General features: G+C 65.6%; 13 protein-coding genes. 6 read left to right on the top strand and 7 right to left on the bottom strand.

Translation table 11 applies throughout. The features are described 5' to 3' along the window. Nucleotide 1 precedes the first annotated feature (1 nt). Nucleotides 2-1,525 (bottom strand): AMP-binding protein, encoded by a 1,524-nt coding sequence (locus tag P8R42_23390; protein MDG2307542.1) that lies wholly within the window; start codon nucleotides 1,523-1,525, stop codon nucleotides 2-4. A gap of 69 nt (nucleotides 1,526-1,594) precedes the next feature. Between P8R42_23390 and P8R42_23385 the strand changes: the two genes are divergently transcribed. Then, entirely contained in the window at nucleotides 1,595-2,713 is a 1,119-nt protein-coding gene (locus P8R42_23385; protein ID MDG2307541.1) for a phosphotransferase family protein, read from the top strand. A gap of 84 nt (nucleotides 2,714-2,797) precedes the next feature. Here the strand turns inward: P8R42_23385 and nrtS are convergent, their stop codons facing one another. Beyond that, nucleotides 2,798-3,031 (bottom strand): nitrate/nitrite transporter NrtS, encoded by a 234-nt coding sequence (gene nrtS, locus P8R42_23380; GenBank protein MDG2307540.1) that lies wholly within the window; start codon nucleotides 3,029-3,031, stop codon nucleotides 2,798-2,800. Nucleotides 3,032-3,184: 153 nt separating this feature from the next. On the opposite strand from nrtS, the gene P8R42_23375 reads away from it, so the two are divergent. After that, nucleotides 3,185-4,741, top strand: a complete 1,557-nt coding sequence (locus tag P8R42_23375; GenBank protein ID MDG2307539.1) for an amidohydrolase family protein — start codon at nucleotides 3,185-3,187, stop codon at nucleotides 4,739-4,741. A 10-nt stretch (nucleotides 4,742-4,751) separates the two neighbouring features. Here the strand turns inward: P8R42_23375 and P8R42_23370 are convergent, their stop codons facing one another. The 4 genes from P8R42_23370 to P8R42_23355 all read right to left on the bottom strand — a co-directional run bounded on the left by P8R42_23370 (nucleotide 4,752) and on the right by P8R42_23355 (nucleotide 13,041). Then, nucleotides 4,752-6,926: a YfhO family protein gene (locus tag P8R42_23370; GenBank protein MDG2307538.1), complete on the bottom strand. Its 2,175-nt coding sequence runs from the start codon at nucleotides 6,924-6,926 to the stop codon at nucleotides 4,752-4,754. Nucleotides 6,927-7,024: 98 nt separating this feature from the next. Next, complete coding sequence (locus P8R42_23365) at nucleotides 7,025-9,094, bottom strand: hypothetical protein (protein MDG2307537.1); 2,070 nt, start codon at nucleotides 9,092-9,094, stop codon at nucleotides 7,025-7,027. Beyond that, nucleotides 9,091-9,804 (bottom strand): PaaI family thioesterase, encoded by a 714-nt coding sequence (locus tag P8R42_23360; protein MDG2307536.1) that lies wholly within the window; start codon nucleotides 9,802-9,804, stop codon nucleotides 9,091-9,093. The genes P8R42_23365 and P8R42_23360 overlap by 4 nt, the downstream gene beginning before the upstream one ends. 102 nt (nucleotides 9,805-9,906) lie before the next feature. After that, entirely contained in the window at nucleotides 9,907-13,041 is a 3,135-nt protein-coding gene (locus P8R42_23355) for a hypothetical protein (protein ID MDG2307535.1), read from the bottom strand. Nucleotides 13,042-13,271: 230 nt separating this feature from the next. Here P8R42_23355 and P8R42_23350 point away from each other — a divergent pair, with 230 nt between their 5' ends. From P8R42_23350 to P8R42_23335, 4 genes are all read left to right on the top strand, one after another. Further along, complete coding sequence (locus P8R42_23350) at nucleotides 13,272-14,381, top strand: cytochrome P450 (protein MDG2307534.1); 1,110 nt, start codon at nucleotides 13,272-13,274, stop codon at nucleotides 14,379-14,381. A gap of 12 nt (nucleotides 14,382-14,393) precedes the next feature. Then, nucleotides 14,394-15,233: a glucose 1-dehydrogenase gene (locus tag P8R42_23345; protein ID MDG2307533.1), complete on the top strand. Its 840-nt coding sequence runs from the start codon at nucleotides 14,394-14,396 to the stop codon at nucleotides 15,231-15,233. Nucleotides 15,234-15,497: 264 nt separating this feature from the next. Continuing rightward, nucleotides 15,498-15,860, top strand: a complete 363-nt coding sequence (locus P8R42_23340) for a hypothetical protein (protein MDG2307532.1) — start codon at nucleotides 15,498-15,500, stop codon at nucleotides 15,858-15,860. 20 nt (nucleotides 15,861-15,880) lie between these two features. Beyond that, nucleotides 15,881-16,087 carry an ATP-binding protein gene (locus P8R42_23335; protein MDG2307531.1) on the top strand — a complete coding sequence of 69 codons (207 nt, stop codon included), beginning with the start codon at nucleotides 15,881-15,883 and terminating at the stop codon, nucleotides 16,085-16,087. Between the two features lie 4 nt (nucleotides 16,088-16,091). On the opposite strand, the gene P8R42_23330 is transcribed toward P8R42_23335, so the two are convergent. Next, a complete protein-coding gene (locus tag P8R42_23330; protein MDG2307530.1) occupies nucleotides 16,092-17,792 on the bottom strand; it encodes a PQQ-dependent sugar dehydrogenase in 1,701 nt (566 codons plus the stop codon). Nucleotides 17,793-17,916 lie beyond the last annotated feature (124 nt).

Raw genomic sequence — 17,916 nt, 5'->3', positions numbered from 1 at the left:
CTCAGCCTTCCTCTGACGCGAAGGCTGCGGCGTTCTCTGTTCGGAGCACCGCCTTCTGGACCTTCCCCATTGCGTTTCGGGGAAGGGAATCCACGAAGAAGATCCGCTTAGGGTGTTTGAATCGGGCGAGGCGGCCTTCCATTCCGGCCAGGAGCTGCGCCGCACCGGGTTTCGTCGCGCCGCAGACGACAAAGGCACTCACGGCTTCGCCGAAGTCGGGATGGGGAAGCCCGACGACGGCCGATTCGACGACGCCCGGAAGCTCGTCCAGGCAGAGCTCGATCTCTTTCGGATACACGTTGTACCCGCAGCTGATGATCATGTCGCTCGAGCGCCCGACGAGCGCGATGCGTCCGTCTGCGGCCTGTGTTCCGAGGTCGCCCGTGCGGAAGAAGCCGTCGTCGCGCATCTCGGCCTTGGTCTTTTCCGGGTTGTTCCAGTAACCGGCGAATACTCCGGGACCTCGGACCTCCACGCTCCCCGTCTCTCCCGGTGCGCTGGGGCGCCCATCATCGCGGACGACGCGCGTTTCCACGCCGGGGAGCGGGAAGCCCACGGTCCCCCCGATTCGCGCTCCGTCGAGCGGGTTCGATGTGAGGATCCCGGTTTCGGTCATTCCGTACCGTTCCAGGACGGTGTGACCGGTGCGCTCGACGAACGCTCGGAAGACGGTTTCGGGCAGGGGGGCCGAGCCGGAGATGAAGAGTCGGATGCCGGTGCATTCCTCGCGATCGAAGGCGGGCTCTGCCAGGAGTCGGCTGTAGAACGTCGGGACGCCCATCATGACGGACGATCGAGCGAGGGCCGCGCGCACGGCCGTTGGTTCGAATCGAGGAAGAAATTCGACCGCGGAGCCGCCGAGCATCGCGCAATGCAGAGCCACGAACAGGCCGTGAACATGGAAGACCGGCAACGCGTGAAGCAACACGTCCTCGGGTTGCCAGCCCCACGTCTCGTAGAGTGCGCGCGCGTTCGTGGCGAGATTCTCGTGGGTGATCATCGCGCCTTTCGGCTTGCCGGTCGTTCCCGACGTGTAGAGCATCGCCGCGAGGTCGGATGTCGTGCGTGGCACGACGTCGTCGAAGGGGCTGCCGTGTTCGGCCTCTCGGAGGAGAGTGCCGCCTCCATCGGAGTCCAGCGTGAGGACGGTGCGCACATCGTGTGCCGTCGCAACGGAGGCGAGCCGTGCCTCATTCGCGGGCCGACAGACGAAGGTGGTCGGTGCAGCGTCTCCCAGATAGTACCCGATCTCGTCCGCAGTATACGCGACGTTCAGGGGCATGTAGACGGCGCCGATTCGCAGGCAGGCCAGATAGGTGGCGATCGCATCGGGGGACTTGTCGACCTGGATGACGACCCGATCGCCGACGGTGGCCCCGGCCCGCCGGAGAGCGCCGGCCAACCGGCCGCTCCGTGCCACGACGTCGCGGTACGACCAGGCGGGGCCCGATTGCGGTCGCAGGAATGGCTCGTCGAGCCGTGGCTCGAAGCCTGCGTACAGCGTCTCGAAGAGGTTGTCGCTCATGGGATTTCCGGCGCCCGGCGCATCCTAGAGTGGGTCGCACGCCCGGAGGGGATTCGCTACTTTTGCGCCATGAGCGAGACCGTAGCCCCCAACCCGAAGCGATCGAGTCGAGACCCTGAAGAGCTGCGTGCACGGATGGAGCGATGGCTTGCGGGACAGCTGCCGGATGGGGCGGCCCCGCGTGTTCCGGGAGTGACGAGCCCGTCGTCCAACGGCATGTCGAGTGAGACTCTTCTGTTCGACGCGAATTGGACCGAAGGGGGTGCCGAGCGCAGTGGCAAGTTCGTGGCGCGGGTCGAGCCGGATCCGAGCGACGTTCCAGTCTTCCGGAAGTATGATCTCGACCTGCAGTTTCGCCTGATGCAGCTCGTGGGCCAGAATACCAAGGTCCCGGTCCCGAATGCGCGTTGGATCGAGCGCGGGTCGGAAGCGCTGGGTGCGCGGTTCTTCGTCATGGATCGGGTTTCGGGGCGCGTTCCACCGGACGTAATGCCCTACAACATGGACAGCTGGTTGCTCGCCGCGACGCCGGTAGAGCAGAAGCAGCTCGAAGATCACTCGGTGGGCATTCTCGCCGAGCTCCACTCGCTGGACGTCTCGTCGCTGGACGTTTCGTTCCTCGAACTCGACGTTCCCGGTGACACGCCTCTGCGGCGCCATGTCGAGGATTGGCGACAGTACTACGACTGGGCCCGCGGGGATCGTCGACACCCGATCCTCGATCGCGGCTTTGCTTGGTTGGAAGAGCACTGGCCCGCCGACGAGGGGGAGACGGTAGTGAACTGGGGTGACTCCCGAATCGGCAACATCATGTACGATGGCTTCGAGCCGAGTGCCGTTCTCGATTGGGAGATGGGCGGTGTCGCACCGCGCGAGCTCGACGTTTCCTGGATGATCTTTCTGCACGCGTTCTTCGAGGACATCGCGAAGGGTGCAGGACTAGCCGGTATGCCGGACTTTCTGCGTCGCGAGAACGTTGCCGCAGCGTACGAGGCGAAGACCGGCCACGAAGTGAGGAACCTCGAATTCTTCGAGATGTACGCGGCGATCCGGCACGGCATCATCATGGCCCGCATTTTCGCGCGCCAGGTGCATTTCGGTGAAGCGGTGTGGGGGGAGGATATCGACGCCCCGATCATGCACCGCGGTCTGATCGAGAAGATGCTCGACGGGAGTTACTGGGAATGAACTCCATCGCGCCACTGCTCCCCGCCGACGAGACGTTCACCCTGCGACCGGACCTGGGCCTGGCTGACGAATTCTGAATGTAGGTCACGAGTTGTCCGCGCGGATCGCGCCGACGCTCGAGTACGTCGAGACGCAATATGGCACGAGGATAGTCAGGCTCATTTTGAAGAGCCGGACCCCGTCGACGTCGCCGGCGACGAGGCGGTCGCCGTGGTTGATGGCGATCAGGATCGGTCCGACGACGAGAGCCAGCGCGAGCGCGCGGCGGACCACCGACCGCTCGCTCGCCAGCTGCAGGAACGACGGCTCGGTACGCATGGATCCGCTTCCTAGCAGGAAATGATGCAGTGCGCGTGCGGGCTTTCAAGTCGGGCTCGAGCCGGATGCGCGATTCTTCGAACCCTTCATCCAAACTCGGTTTCTCCTCTCCCGATCAGTTGATAGCTTAGGCTCGACTCTGGAGGTGTGTGAATGAAGAACCGTTTCCCGTGGCTCAAGATGGGCAAGAAGACGGATCCCGAGATCCCGCTCGAGCCTCCAATTCTTCTCGGCAACAAGTCGAACGGGGAGTTTTTCCTCGACCAGACAGCACGGGATCGGAAGATCCGTAATGAGATCCTGCGGATCGCCTCGGAGCAGGCATCCCGCCACGGGATGGATCGCCGCGAGTTCCTGGCGAGCTCGATGGGCATGGCCGCGTCGCTTTATGTGGTGAACCTGGCGTCCGGGTGTGGCGGCAGTGGCAGCGGTCCGACGAGCAACGGCGGCGGCGGATTCGAAGTGCCGGAGCCGCCGGCGATGGATTGCGATGAAGCTACGGAGCTTCTGTCGGGCAACGAGTTCATCCTCGACCTCCAGACGCACCACATCGAGGACGAGGAGACGTGGCGTGACCGCCACCCGGGAGGTCAGTACACCGGTGAAGGCTTCGCGAGCTTCATCACCTTCTGGAACTGCGATCTCTCGCCGCGGTCGGCGTGTATCGGGCCGCAGACGTACGTTGAGAAGATCTTCCTCGATAGCGACACGACTGTCGCGGTTCTCTCCGGCTTTCCGTCCCCGATGTGTGACGACGGCACGATGTGCACCAACCTGAACAGCAATGACGCGATGGCGTACTGGCGCGACCTGATCAATGGCGTCGCAGGAAGCCAGCGTATGGTGCAGCACTGTCAGGTCTCCCCGAACGACCGGTGGGAGGCGCAGTCGGCGATGATGGAGCGCATTCGCGCCGAGCACGGCAACCACGGGTGGAAGGTTTATCCGCCATGGGGAACCGAGGGCTCGGGCTGGTGGCTCGATGACCCGTTGATCGGCGATCCCTTCATCGAGAAGGCCAAGGCGCTCGGCGAGCCGCTGATCTGTGTCCACAAGGGTTTCCCGCTTCCGGGCTTCGACCGCGTCCATACCGACCCGAAGGACGTGGGCCCGGCTGCCCTGAAGCACCCCGACGTGAACTTCGTGATCTATCACTCGGCCTACGAGTCCTCGAACTTGGAACTCGGGTACGACCGGGACGGCGTCGGGGTCGATCGACTCGTGAAGACCGTTCTCGACAACGACCTGAAAGGAAAGAACGTCTACGCCGAGATGGGTAGCGCCTGGCTCCTCGCGAGTGGGAACTCGGTTGGCGCGCAGCATTACGTCGGCAAGCTCCTCAAGTATCTCGGCGAGGATAACCTCCTGTGGGGATCGGAGTGTGTGTGGTTCGGTTCGCCGCAGCGGCAGATCGAGGCGTTCCGCGCGCTCCAGATTTCAGAGGAGTTCCAGGAAGAGTTTGGGTACCCGGCTCTCACGCAGGAGATCAAAGAGAAGGTGCTCGGGCTGAACGCCGCCCGTATCTACGGCATCGATCCCGACGAGGTGCGCTGTACGCTCGATACGAACCAGCTTCAGCTCGCCAAGAACGAGCTCGATGCGACGTTCGGCGGCCGCCGGTGGGCCTTCGAGCAGCCCGGTGGTCCTCGCTCCCGTCGTGAGTTCTTGAGTCTCACGCGCTGGCGCGACTTCCTCGGCGTCCCTGCCTGAAGCGACGTTTCTACCGGCCCCGCGGCGTGCGAACGTGGATCCGTTCGCGCGCCGTGGCGATCGGTACGTTCACGCCCTTCTGCACGAGCCGAACCTCCAGCGTCCAGTCTCCCGGCGGTCCCTTCGGTGGCGTGAGCATCAGTGCACCGTCGACTTCACCGCCGGCGGGAACGTCGCTCAGAAGACGGAACATCGGGACCGGAACCTGCGCGACGGCGGGGGCGCCGGTTTTGGGGATCCACCGGTAGTCGAGGCCCACGAGTCCGTTCTCGAGTAGGCCGAGTGCCGGCCACACGCAGTCGCTGTCGTTCGCGATTCGGACCGGAATGTGGCGCGCGAGCGGGAAGGGTGGGATTCGTTCTGGGGTGTCGACCGTGAGGATTCTCCCGCTGCGACACTCTTCGGGCAGCGCTTCGAGGCTCGTGCCGCCCAGGGAGCTGCTGATCTCTCCGGCCATGCGGGCCCGTACCTCTTGTCTCCAATCGGTGACGCGCTCGCGAGTCACCGCGTAGAGTTCGTCGGAGTCGAAGCGAGCGACGAGCTGCAGTCCGTCGGGTGCCTCGGTCGGCCAGCGGGCGGCTTCGAGCGGGGTGAGTTCGTTTCGATGGAGGATGACCCAACGCAGGTCACTCGTCTCGACCAGCAGCGCGAGCGCCGCAGGAGCGGGGAGTTCCCGAATCGCTGCGGAGTAGAACCCGGCAGACGGAGGCGGGTACGCGGTATAGCCGTTCAACAGCGGGCGCCAATGGATGGAACTCGCGACCATGTATCTGCTGTTGCGCAAGTTGCCGACGACGTCTTGCTCGGTCGATTGGCCGGGGATCTCGAGGACCGCGCCCGGTTCTGGCTCCTCGGCGAGCCATCGGTACACGTCGCTCGTCGAATCGTCGAGATGCGCCGACATCGCTGAGTGCGGACTCGGCGCGGCTCCGACCACGGCGAGCACGGTGAGGGCAGCGGCGGCGCCCGCGGTCCGGCTCGTCGGTTGATTCCGGCTGAACATCGCGAAGGCGAGACCCGCGAGCGCGGAGAGTGCGGTTGCGATGACCAGAAGGAAGCGAACGGGGACGCGGATGGATGAGAAGCCGGGAAGAATCTCGTAGAGCGCGATGTAGGGGAGGGGCAGAAGGCCCCCGCCGGGCAACGGGAGGTACGGTCCGGCAGCGAGGACGGCGGTGACGGCGATCAGGATCCAGAGCGCCGTGCGGGGGTTTTGCGCGCGAGCGGGCCCGAGAGGCTCGTTGCGCGCACCGCGGTTCCACACCCGCCGCGCGAGGTCGAGACTCACCAGCAAGACCGCCACGATTCCGGTCCACCAAACGAACTCCGTCGAAATGTATCGCCAGGGGGCCCACGCGGCGTTCTGGATGAAGAGAAGGTCGTGCTCGGGGATCATGCCGTCGCTCCGACCACGCAGGTACGGCAGGGCCGCCGGGATCAGCGCGATCGCTGCTGCGATCATTGCTGCCGCGAGGCGGGCAGTCGGCGCGATCCACGCAGTGACGCTCACGCTTGCGGGGATCGTGCGCGCGAGGATGTACACGGGGCAAAGGATGAACGCGAAGAACCCGATGTAGACGCAGCAGAGGGCTTGGAGGACGAGCGCGGAGGCGAACGCGGCGAGCCAACGTCGGCGCCCATCTTCGAGGTTGAGATCGATTGCCAGCAATGCGAGCGGCAAGAACGCCATCCCGAGGTACTGCGGCTGCGGCACGGTCTCCACACGGAACTGAGTGAAGGTGAAAGCTGCACCCGCCACGAGCGCGGCCCAGTTGTCCTTCGTGTGGTGCCGGACGTACATGAACATCCCGAGCCCGGACAGCGCGACGCTCTCGAGCACGTATGCCTTCAGCATCGTGACGGCGTTCCCGGTGAAGGCGAGTACCGGCCCTGTGAACGGCACATGCGCGAGCATGTTCTCCGAGCCGGCGATCGTGTTCAGGGCTGGGTGGAAGATGTTCCCGTCGAGCAGCTGTGCGGGGTCAAAGAACACCGCATGAGCGACCCATGCGAGGATCCAGATGTTCAGGTTCAGGTCGGCATCGACGAGAGAGCCTATCGGACCCTCAGTGTGGGGGACGAGATCGGGGCCGAGGAACCAGGGGCGAAAGGCCCATGGGACGGCGATCGCGTAGACAAGCAGGGCGCCGGCGGCCGGAGCGATGCGGCGTGCGCGCGCGATCATTGGCACGAAAGTATCAGCTGAACCCGGTTGGGCCAATGTGGAGCCCGGCCGAGTGGGGGGCCTGCGTCGCGGCTTGCCCGGGCGTCCGGCCTGGTGGGCTATGGTACGACGACGTCGCGGGTCGCGACGACACGAGATGGGTCGGAGGCTGCTGTGAGTGTGACGTGATACGTCCCGGGCTCACGCGGCGTTCGGGATCGGGCATCGACGCGCATGATGCTGTTCGGGCCGAGGGCGATCGGCCACAGGACGCGCACCTGCTCGGCTTCCCCTACCGCGTGACCGTCGCGGTGCCACTGGGCGAGGGCGTCACTCGGGGTGAGAGGCGGCGGGTGGCGAAACGTCTCAGGGCCGGGGTTGTGGAAGACGAAGGGGATGATCAGCGCGCCGTCCTCGGCCGGCTCGAGCTTGGCCGGAGGTCCGAGCGCCCGCCCGCTGAGGCGGGAGAGATCGTCGTGGACCGCGGCCTGTGGTTTCAGGCGATACGCTGCAAGTCCGGTGCTCTCGGCTCGCAGAGGCATGACTTGGCGAATGCCGGGATCGTTCTTCATTCGGGCATTCCAGCGAACGAGGTGGGGCGGCCACCATGAGTCGCTGTGCGACAGGACGGTGCTGAATCCGAGCGCGGCGAGAGCTTCGGCGGCGCTCGCGTTGGGGAGTGCATCGCTCAGCTGAAACACTTGCGACGCCATCGGCGTATCGAACGAGTTGTAGCAACTCGACGACGGCCGGGGTGACCAGCTCTGCAGCAGAAGGTTCCGGCTGAGCGCCATGCGAGCAAATGCGTTCGATGGCGGCGCCATGGGCACGTCGAGCACGCGGCCCTCGGTCTCCGAGCGAATGAGCGCAATATCGTCCTCCGCGGGGCGCGCATCCCACGCCGCGAGGTCGAGCGGTGTCCCGAAGCTCCAGAGCGAGACCGGGTGGGCGAAGCGTTCCGTGAGGATGAGGAGGGACAACACGGCCACGGCGCCGACCATCATCGGTGCGCGCATTCGTTCGACGAGACTCAGAACGCCGTAGCCCGCGAGAAGCGAGACGCACGCCCAAAGGCCGATCGTCACCGCGAAGAGCCCTCGAACCGCGTCGAGGCCGGGCACCACGCGCGAGAGCAAGGCCATGAGTCCGGGGATCGCGGCGCCGGTGCCGGGAATCGGGATCTCACTGATCGACGCCCAGACGACCGCCACTCCGGCGATGAAGATGGGGACGCGCGGATCTTCTCCAGAGACATCACGCCGTCTCCGCACGCGGTCGGCCAGAGCAATCGCGACCAGCACGGCCGCTACGACGCCGATGAAGTACGGCGTGCCGGGGCCGTACGTCGCAAGCGGGATCAGCACCGTCGGGCGGCCGGAGAGCACGTCCCACGTCTCCCGCGTTTCGAAGTAGGGACCGAGTACGAGCCACGCGACGCTGAGCGCGAACGCGAGGCCCGTTCCGAGAGGCAGGAGGATGCGCGGCAGCCGGGCTCGGTACCGGATGGCGAGGTGGAGCCCGTAGATGCCTGCGACGATCGAGCACGCGAGCAGGACGTAGATGGTCTCGAGGGCCTCGAGGGCCAGCAGGAGCCCGATCCCCGCGGCGCTCAGCCACCTGCGATCCGTCGTGAAGAGGCGGTGAAGGAGGAGAAGGAGGAGTGGGAGCCAAAACTCGGCGTGGAGGAACGGGTGGCCGCCGTCGATGATCCGAACGGGGGACAGTTGGAACAGGAGGCCCGCCGCGAACGACGCGCCGGGGTGTCGCGTGAAGTGGTGCGCGAGCAGGTACATCGCGATGCCGGGCAACCACAGGGTGAGCACCAGCAGCAGATTGTACGCGAGGATCGGATCGCCCGTGAGCAACCAAGGCAGAACCATCTGGAAGCCCTCGCCGAACATGTGCTCGCCAAGGGTGAAGGACCGCGGGAACGGGTAACACTGGCCTTCCCCGAGGAGGTTCGATGGCTCGGTCAGAAGCACGTCCGCGTTGCGCGTGATGACGGAGACCACCATCGATTGATCGAAGTGGCCCATCTGCCGACTGCTCGCATCGATTCCGGAGTTGAAGGGCAGCCGGACGGTCGGGTCGGGAAGGACGTTTCGCAGGGTGAACAGGGCGGTGACTAGGTACAGCAGCGCCGCCAAAGCAAAGGAGACGCGAGCGCCGCGCGACCAGGGCTCGGTCATGCGTCGTCGGGCGCCTTACGACCTGCCCTTGCGCGTACGAGCTCTTCGTAGCGGCCCGGCCGGAGCGATACAAAGATCGCGTTGGCATCGGCGCACAAGCGATCGCCCGCGTGCAGAGTGCCGTTGCAGATCACCTTGCGTCCGTTGACGCTCTCGATCCACGCTTCAAAGCGAAGCGCCGTGTGGATGGGCGTCGGGGAGCGGTACACGGTGGTCAGCGTTCCGGTCATACCGGGCTGGCCGCTGAACGTCTGTGCGTAGCCGAGGATCTCGTCGAATGCGGCCGCGACGCATCCACCGTGGACGCATCCGGGGGCGCCCTCGTACGCCGAGCCGAACGTGACCGAGGCGAAGACGCGCTCGTCGCGCGACTCCATCGAGATCGGCGGGGCGAGGGGATTAGAGAGCCCGATGAGTGGGCTGAAGTCGAAATGCCCGCCGCCGTCCTGCTGATCGGGGGAGGCCACCGCGGTCTCGCCGAAGCCCTCGTAGCGGTTGCGGCGTGGGTGGGTTTGCAGGCGTTCGCCGTACTCCTCCAGGCGTTCCGCGGCGACCTGAAGCTCGGCTTCGGGGGCGTCGCTGATCGTGAGGCGCTCGATCACTGTCCGCATCGCGGCGGCGAGGCGTCGGCGGACCTGCCAGATGCCGGTGCCGGTGAAGTCTTTGGCTTCCCAGCGGGGGCGATACCGGTCGCGATCGTCGTCGGCCATTCCCAGTAGGCGTAACCTCTCGGGCGTTTTGGTGCGAGCGCACCGTAGAACGTCGATACCCGGGAGCGAGAGCGGCGGTCGGCCGCTCCCGATCCCGGGAGATCAGTCGTTCAGGCGCAGCACCTGGGCGATGTCGCCGGTGCCGAACGAACCGCCGATGTTCTCGTCGAGATTCGCAAACGTCGTGACCAGTCGGCCACCCGAGCCCGTGTTCCAATTCGAGCAGTTGAGGTTCGTGCCGCCGAGGCTGACCGTGTAGGGGTTCGCACTCGGGCACCCGGTACCGAAGAGGCTCCCGGAGCACTGTCGGCGATCACTGATGGTGGTTGTCGCCTGGCCCGTGACCAGCGCCACGCTTTCCTCGGGGGCTGAGTTCCACGCGGAGTCACTCACGCCCGGGCAGATTGAGGAGCCGTTCACGCGCAGGCGCTTCGCCTTCACGTAGAGGATCGCCGCGCCCGCACCGTCGTCGCCGGCTCCGGCCGGGACTGTCACCCAGGCACTACTGAAGTCCGGTGCGGGAGGTGCCGAGGTGTTGTTGCTGTCGACGTCGAGTGTGATGTCGGCGTTCGATCCGCCGTCACAGTCGACGAAGCTCGTTGTGGCCGCGTCATCTTCGAAGCGCCAGCAGGCGACGCAGTTGCCGCCGCAATTCGGAGTCTGGGTGTCGAGGTTGGCACCGAGCACGGCGGCCGAGGTGAGAGTCAGCGTCGCCTTGCCGTCGATGTCGGGAATGCCGGCGTTGATGGCCAGAAGCCCGGAGCTGAAGTTGCCCTGCGAACCGTTGCAGACCGTCCCGGGGATGCCACTGGTCGGGTTGCCGTGCGTCTTGAGGAACGATCCGTTCGACGAGTCGCTCGGGCAGTAGCCGCCTTGGCCGGTCGCTACGGTGAAGCTGAGGGTGCCGAGCGGTGCCGGAGGCGTCGGGGTCGGGGAGTTAGTCGGTTGCGGGGTCGGCGTCGGGGGGACACCGAGGAACGTGCACTCGGCGATCACATCGACGAAGTGTCCGTCGTTCGCCGCCGTGCGGCCTCCTACGCCCGGGTAGTCGTCCGCATCGGTGCAGCTGCTGATGCCGTTGGGAGCGAGGTTGGAGTCCAGTCCGAGGCGCACTGCGCACTCGGAGCCGGTGTCGGTCGTGTTTCCGTTGCTGGAGCAGCTCGCCGCCCAGGTGAACGTCAAGCTGTGTGAGATCGCGGCGCCGGTGCCGTTGCCGATGATGACGGCGCTCGAGGCGTCCGCCATCGTCGAGTTAGCGTCCGGTGCACTCGTGAGGCCGCCGAGGGAGGCGAGGCTCAGGTTGCCGGAGTCGAGCATGCCACCGGACTGCGAGCCGGCGATGATGCCGACGCTGGCGGTGGAGTTGCCCGTGTCTCCGAAGAACGGCAGATCGCAGCCGTCGAGGTTGTCGCGGTTGATCGTGAGGGCGCCCGCGGCTGACGTGTCCACCCGGATCTCATACGTCGAACCAGCCGGGCAGGTGAGGTCGAAGTCGATCGTGTAGTCGGTGGAGGCGTCGCTCTGAATGCCACCGCCGCCGGTCAGGACGGCTTCGCAATCGGTCGCGACGCTTTGCTGGAGTCGGGTGGAGAACGTGCCGGCGCCCTGCGCGAGGATCGCCGCAGACGTCTTCACCTGCTCGTAGCAGTTGCCGAAGGCCTGGTAGTTCGGGCCGTAGTTCGGCGTACTGTCCGTAATCGTGAGCCCATCGACGGTCGCCGGAATCGTGGTGGCCGTCGGCATGGGGGTCGGGGTTGGTTCTGGCGTCGGCGTCGGCGTCGGGTCGGGCGTCGGATCCGGGGTCGGCGTCGGGTCGGGCGTCGGGGTCGGCGTGGGGTCTGGGGTCGGGGTTGGGGTCGGGCCGCCGCCGGGGGTCGGGGTTGGGGTCGGGCCACCCGGCAGATCGGTCGGCTCGAGTTCGAGGCGGAAGACCTGCGAGACGTCCACGACCTGGCTCACGACCGGTGCGAGGAAGTCCATCGCGTAGAGCGGCGCAGAGAGGCTGGACGTCGGTCCACTGGTCGCTCCCCAGGTTCCGCAGGTCAGCGGAATGCCGCCGAGAGAGACGGCATTCGTCGCTACGCCGGGGGCGCCGTTGATCCAATCATCGGTGATCGTGCTGGTCGCCTGTCCGCTCGTGAACGCGGTCGCGATGGAAGGCGTACCGAGGTAGCTCAGCGACGAGCAGTCAGCGTCGTTCTGAGAGTCGATCGCGAACTGCATGAGAACGCGGACGAGTGCTTCGCCCGACGGGCTTGCCGCAGCTCCGCCTGGAACGGTGAGGGCCGCGGGGTCGGCCGCGCCGGCTCCGTTCGAATCGATGCTGAGATCGACCGTGGCGTCCGTTCCGCCGTCGCAATCGATCCAGCCGGTGTTGGCCGGATCCTGTTCGATCTTCACGCAGATCGTGCCGGTGGTGCCGAGGCCCTGCGCGATGTCGAGGAAGTTGGCGCCGAGGTACGCGGGGCCGACGAACTCGAGCGGCGCGACGCCGCTGCCGTTCTCGGTGCCCTTGGCGAGCTGAATTGGGCTTGGGCCGAAGGCTCCATTCGTTGCATTGCCGAAGAGACTGGCGCCGGTGAAGTCGAACACGCGCAGCCAGGTCGACGCGCCGTCGTCCACGGGAAGAAGATCGCCCGGACCCGGCACGACGTTGTAGGCGGCACACGTAAGGCCTGCGGGGCAGGTCGTTTCTTCGGGGATGCAAGCGACGGAGCCCTTGTTGGCCTGGACCTTCGTCGGTTGGTTCTTTTTGAAGCTCTCGAACCTGCCGCAGTACGCGTCGGTCCCCGTGTCGAGGGTCATCTCGACGTAGGTCGGAACGTCGAGCGGTCCGATGAGGGCGGGGTACTGAGCGCCCTTCAGCTTCACGACCATCTTCGTGTTGCCATAGAGGATGGTCTTCACCCCGCCCGAGGCCGCGAGGCTATCCTTGTACTTGTAGCCGGAGTTGGTCGCCGTCCAGTTGCCGCAGGGTAGGTCGATCGTGCCGGAGTCGTATCCGTTGCTCGCCGTGATCCGCAGGGTCGGCGTCGTGGTCGGGCATTCGATCGGCACCGTGACCGGCGAGATCGCATTGTCCTTAACGAACTTGATGGTCGCCTTGTTCTTCGCTGCGATCGGCGTCGAACGGAAAACGGCGGCACGTCCGCCCGTCATCGTGATCGTTGCCGCGGAGGCGGCGCTAGCGGTCAGGAGGAGGGCTGTCGTTAGCAGCGAAAGTCGTTGCAGAAGCATCGTAAGGCCTCGTAGCTTTGGGTTTTTTGGGATCCAAACGAGCGTTTGTTCGTCTCTGGCCAGGCTACGGGTCGGGTCGATAGTTGTCTAGAGACAAATCGCTGGCATCCGCTCTCACGGGGCGGGGGCCCCCGGTGGGGGGGGGGCGATGGCCACGCCCGCAGGGGGCGCCGGGGCCCGTGTCGACGCCCCTCGGCGGGTGGCCTAGACTCCTCACCTGAGAGGGACCAATGAAGCGTGTCGACGAGCTGCCCTTCCTGAACTTCCTGTCTCCGGAGTTCCAGGCGGATCCCGCCCCGATCTTGGGCGAGCTGCGGTCGCACGCCCCGACGCTGCAGACGGCCATCGGGGGCCTGGTCATCGACCACGGCACTGTGGAGGCTCTGCTCGCTCTCGACGGCGCCGACCATGTGCGGCGCCGCAAGCTCGGCAGTCGCGCCTTCACGCCGCGAGCGGTAGAGAGACTCCGTCGCGCGATGCGTTCCCTCACCGAAGAACTTATCGATGGCTTCGCAGGTCGCGGTTCGTGCGAGTTCATGGCGGAGTTCGCGAACCACCACCCCGTACAGGTCATCTGCGAGATGCTGGGTGTTCCTTCCGGAGACCACGACGATTTCGCGCGCTGGAACGATCAGATTACTTGGGTGTTGTCGTTCGAGCTCGCGAACCGACTGGACGAAGTCCGCCAGGGCTTCGAGGGCCTGTCGAGCTACATCGACGATCTGATTGTCGAGCGAAGTGTACAGCCTCGGGACGATCTGCTGAGCGCACTGATTCTCGCAGAGGATGGCGGTGACCGACTGGGTCCGATCGAGTTGCGAAGCATGATCGCCGGCTTGCTCTTCGCGGGGTACGACACGACGCGTAATCAACTGGGGATCAGTCTCGCGCTCTTCGCGGAGTACCCCGAGCAGTGGGCGCGGCTCGCCGCGGAACCCGAATTGGCGTCCCGCGTTGTGGAAGAGAGCCTACGGTTCCTCGGCGCGATAGCCGTGGCGCCACGTATGGCGGCAGAGGACATGGAGATCGCCGGGTACCACATCCCCAAACGAACCCTGGTGTCGCTCGGGACGGCCGCGGCCAACCACGATCCGGCCGTCTACGAGGAGCCGCAGATGTTCGACATTTCCGTGGAGCGCGAGCCACAGCTCACGTTCGGGGGCGGACCGCACTACTGCCTTGGTGCGAGCCTCGCCCGAGCCGAGATGCAGGAGGCTCTACCGATTTTCGCGCGGCGGATGCCGGATGCGAAGGTCGGGCCGGATGTCGCGTGGCGCCCGCGTACGGGGGTCTTCGGTCCAGTGACGCTGCCGCTCTCCTTTACGCCGAAGTGGGATTGAGGTGGTGCGGTCGTGAATCCAGGCAGCATCCTATTGACCGGAAAGGTGGCGATCGTCACCGGAGGCGGCGCGGGGATCGGTCGGGGAATCGCCCAGGGCTTCGCATCGTTCGGCGCGCAGGTGGTGCTGTTCGAGCGCGATCCCGCGCGGGCAGAAGAGACGGCCGCCGAGATCGGCGCGACCGGAGCGGAAGTCCTGGCGCTCACGGTCGACGTGCGCGAGGGAGAGGCTGTCGAGGAGGCTGTCGCTGCGGCGTGTGAGCGCTTCGGGCATGTCGACATCCTGGTGAATAACGCCGGAGGCGTGTTCGCGGCTCCGTTTCTCGAGACCACGGAGAAGGGCTGGGACGCCCTTCATCGCGCGAACTTGAAACACATCTACCACTGCACCCGGCATGTCGGCCGCGCAATGGTCGAGCGGGGCGCCGGTGGGAGCATCATCAACGTCGTCTCGATCGAGGGTGTCCGTGCCGCTCCCCTGTATGCGACCTACGCTGCGGCGAAGGCTGGCGCGATCAACTTCACCAAGACGCTGGCCCTGGAACTCGCTCCCCACGGCATTCGGGTGAACGCGCTCGCGCCGGACATCTGCCTCACCGAGGGGTTGAAGGCTCTGATGACGCAAGAGGCAATCCAGCGCGCGACCCGCACCGTACCGCTCGGTCGGCTGGGCGATCCGTCCGATCTCGCTGGAGCTGCTGTTTTCCTCGCCTCCGAGATGTCTAGATACTTGACCGGAGAAACCCTGCACGTCGACGGAGGCACCCACGCGGCGGCCGGCTGGTATCACCATCCGGATTCCGGGGAGTACGTCTACGGGCCGCCGAGCACAGAGAAGGACCCGTCGAAATGAACGAAGCGCTTGAGGAGGGTTTGACCCCCGGTCTGCAATCCTAGAGACGGCTCGGGGGAGGGGTGGCGGAAACTCTTCGTCGACGAGTGGAGGCGCCGCCCCAATTTTTGACAGACCGGCGCACCACTGTTCTCGCCCGGCTTCGACTCACGGCGGTGTGCGCGGCCGCAGCGAGCACCACCGCGATGGTCCTCAGTTCGGTGCTCGAGCCAGGCTTCAGTGGCAGCTGGTTCCTCAGTGTTTTCCTCCAGCTTGCAGCCTGCAGTGCCGCATATTGGTTGGCCGGAGGCGCTGTCGGCTGCGTTCCGTCTGCTCCTGGCTGCGTTCATGCCGTTCACAGTCGAGCTCGTCCCGGCGAAGTTCGAGATATTTGTCGGTTGGTTGATCATCGTCGTGATCGCCGGAGCGCTCTTCTTTCCGAGGGGCGTTCGACCGCAGATCGCGATTTCCATGGGGCTACTCGCATGGCTCCTGACGACGGGTGGTGTGAAGCCCCTGTTGATCGCACCGATGACGCAAGATGGAGAGTTGCTTGGCTCTCTCAGCTTCTCACGCTCCTCGGGCGCCCCGGCCTTTGAGATTGAGCAGCCCCCTTCACGTGACTCTGGGCGCTGTCACGCCCCGTAGGTGTCGACCTGGCCTGGCGGGTGGAGGCGAGCGAGTCGATATTTCTGACGGATCGCTGCAAGCTCAAGTTCCTCGTGAAGAACCTGGTCACGAATGCGCTGAAGTTCACGGCAGAGGGTGGTGTTCAAGTGACCGCGGGTCGAACCGCAGAGTGGTACGAGGTCTCCGCCCGGGACACCGGCGCCGGCACGCCGGTTCTTGGAGGCGCGGCACGGTTGTCGTCTTGAAGGGTCAGGGCGTCTTTGCCTTGAAGACCTTCGCATCGTTCCGGACGGTGGTGCTCGGAGCGAAGTTGGCGCCCCAGCAGTTGGCGTTCGCCGAGTTGTGCACACGAACGGAGACGTCGTCCGTTTGTGAAAGAGGCAGGCTTGGGAGTTGAAGGTTGTTGCCTTTGCCCTTCCACTGCACCCGCGTGCGAGGCAGCGCCGCGTCGCCGCGAAGGAGGATGCGGGTCGCGCCGTCCTGTGCACCCGACGAATCGCCGAACTTGTACCCGGTCGATCCGGTCGTCTGCCAGCCGGCCCCACCCGCGACGCCGGCTTCCGCGATGAGACTCGAGGACGGACCGGCGTAGAGGCACCAGAGGTAGTTGGTGTTGCCCGTCGGCGTGCCGAACCCGGCTTGCGCTTCCGCGGGTCCGCGCACGGATTTCCAGACGACCTTGTCTTTGATGCTGGTGCCGGACGGCGGTGTATCGCGAATCGAGAGCACCGACTTCCCAGGGAGGTTACACGTCGGGTCTGGCGACGTCGGGCACCCGGTGACCGGAGGTGTGGGGTCGTCGAGCCGGAAGATCGTGTTGCCGTTTGCGAGGTAGAGCTCGCCGTCCTGGTCTTCGCCGAATGTCCGCGGGTTTCCGGGGACGTTGGTCGTATAGGTCGTATGCGTGTAGCCGCCGCCGTTGTCGCGCAGGCTGTACATGTCGCCGGTGCACCAGTCGGCGAAGAAGTACTCTCCGACGAATCCGGGGTGGGCGCTTCCTCGGTAGATGTAGCCGCCCGTGACGGAGCAGCGGCCGCCGCTGCGATCGTAGTCGTGGACGGGGTCGGTGTCGTTCGTGGCGGGGCATGTGGCGGTGGTCGTGCAGCTGGAAATCGAGGAGTTCTGGAAGCCCTCCATGCAATCCCAGCCGTAGTTCTCGCCGCCGGAGCTCCCGCCAGGCTGAACGTCGATCTCTTCGCGCGCGTTCTGGCCGACATCACCGATCCACATGTCGTGGGGGGCCTGCCGGTCGAAGGCGAAGCGCCACGGGTTGCGGAGGCCCTGGGCCCAGATCTCGTCGAGCACGCCACCGACGCCGACGAAGGGGTTGCTCGGCGGGATGGCGTACGGGCTGCCACCGTCGACGTCGATGCGCAGCATCTTGCCGAGGAATGTGGTCGGGTCCTGTGCGTCGTCGTTCGGATCGCAGCCGGAGCCGCCGTCACCGAATCCGATGTAGAGGTAACCGTCAGTCGGCCCGAAGTTCAGATCGCCGCCATTGTGGTTCGAGAACGTCTGATTCTGCGTCAGGGTCGTGGAGGCGCTTCCCGCGTCCGCAATGTCGGGGTCGACGGAGACCGTGTAGCGCGCCACGACGGTGTTGCCTCCGAGGTTGGTGTAGTTGACGTAGAAGTAGCCGTTCACGGCGTAGTTCGGATGGAAGGCTAGGCCGAGCAGTCCTCGCTCGAAGCCGCTCGACACGAGGGCGCTCAGATCGAGGAACAAAATTCCGTTGACCGACCCGTTGCTCTGCACGATTCGAATCTGCCCGGACTGCTGCGTGACGAACAGTCGGCTGTCTCCGGCGTGGGCGATGTCGGTGATCTGCGAGAGGCCCGTGGCGAAGGTCGTGTAGGTGATGTCCTGCGCGCGGGTCACTGTGGGTGTGATGAGCAAGAACGAATAGGCGGCTGTCATGGCGCCGAGCCGGTAAATCAAGGTTGAACGCATCCTCGTAGTCCCCTCTCCAGGTGGATTCCGTAGTGAAGTTTAGAGCCAACAGCTTTCCCAAATCCAGAGCGATTTTGCAGCAGGGGCCGGGCGGGCCGATGCTTGCCCGGGTTCCGGGCCGGTG

The organism is Candidatus Binatia bacterium, from assembly GCA_029243485.1.
Lineage (GTDB): Bacteria > Desulfobacterota > Binatia > UBA12015 > UBA12015 > VGTG01.
The sequence above is the reverse complement of the archived record's forward strand: the minus strand, read 5'-3'. Positions and strand labels throughout refer to the sequence as shown.

Excerpts from the sequence above, each read along its gene's own strand:
- P8R42_23365 (MDG2307537.1), bottom strand. The coding sequence starts at position 9,094 with ATGACCGAGCCCTGGTCGCGCGGCGCTCGCGTCTCCTTTGCTTTGGCG.
- P8R42_23355 (MDG2307535.1), bottom strand. The coding sequence starts at position 13,041 with ATGCTTCTGCAACGACTTTCGCTGCTAACGACAGCCCTCCTCCTGACC.
- P8R42_23330 (MDG2307530.1), bottom strand. The coding sequence starts at position 17,792 with ATGCGTTCAACCTTGATTTACCGGCTCGGCGCCATGACAGCCGCCTAT.
- nrtS (MDG2307540.1), bottom strand. The coding sequence starts at position 3,031 with ATGCGTACCGAGCCGTCGTTCCTGCAGCTGGCGAGCGAGCGGTCGGTG.
- P8R42_23385 (MDG2307541.1), top strand. The coding sequence starts at position 1,595 with ATGAGCGAGACCGTAGCCCCCAACCCGAAGCGATCGAGTCGAGACCCT.
- P8R42_23390 (MDG2307542.1), bottom strand. The coding sequence starts at position 1,525 with ATGAGCGACAACCTCTTCGAGACGCTGTACGCAGGCTTCGAGCCACGG.
- P8R42_23350 (MDG2307534.1), top strand. The coding sequence starts at position 13,272 with ATGAAGCGTGTCGACGAGCTGCCCTTCCTGAACTTCCTGTCTCCGGAG.
- P8R42_23370 (MDG2307538.1), bottom strand. The coding sequence starts at position 6,926 with ATGATCGCGCGCGCACGCCGCATCGCTCCGGCCGCCGGCGCCCTGCTT.
- P8R42_23375 (MDG2307539.1), top strand. The coding sequence starts at position 3,185 with ATGAAGAACCGTTTCCCGTGGCTCAAGATGGGCAAGAAGACGGATCCC.
- P8R42_23360 (MDG2307536.1), bottom strand. The coding sequence starts at position 9,804 with ATGGCCGACGACGATCGCGACCGGTATCGCCCCCGCTGGGAAGCCAAA.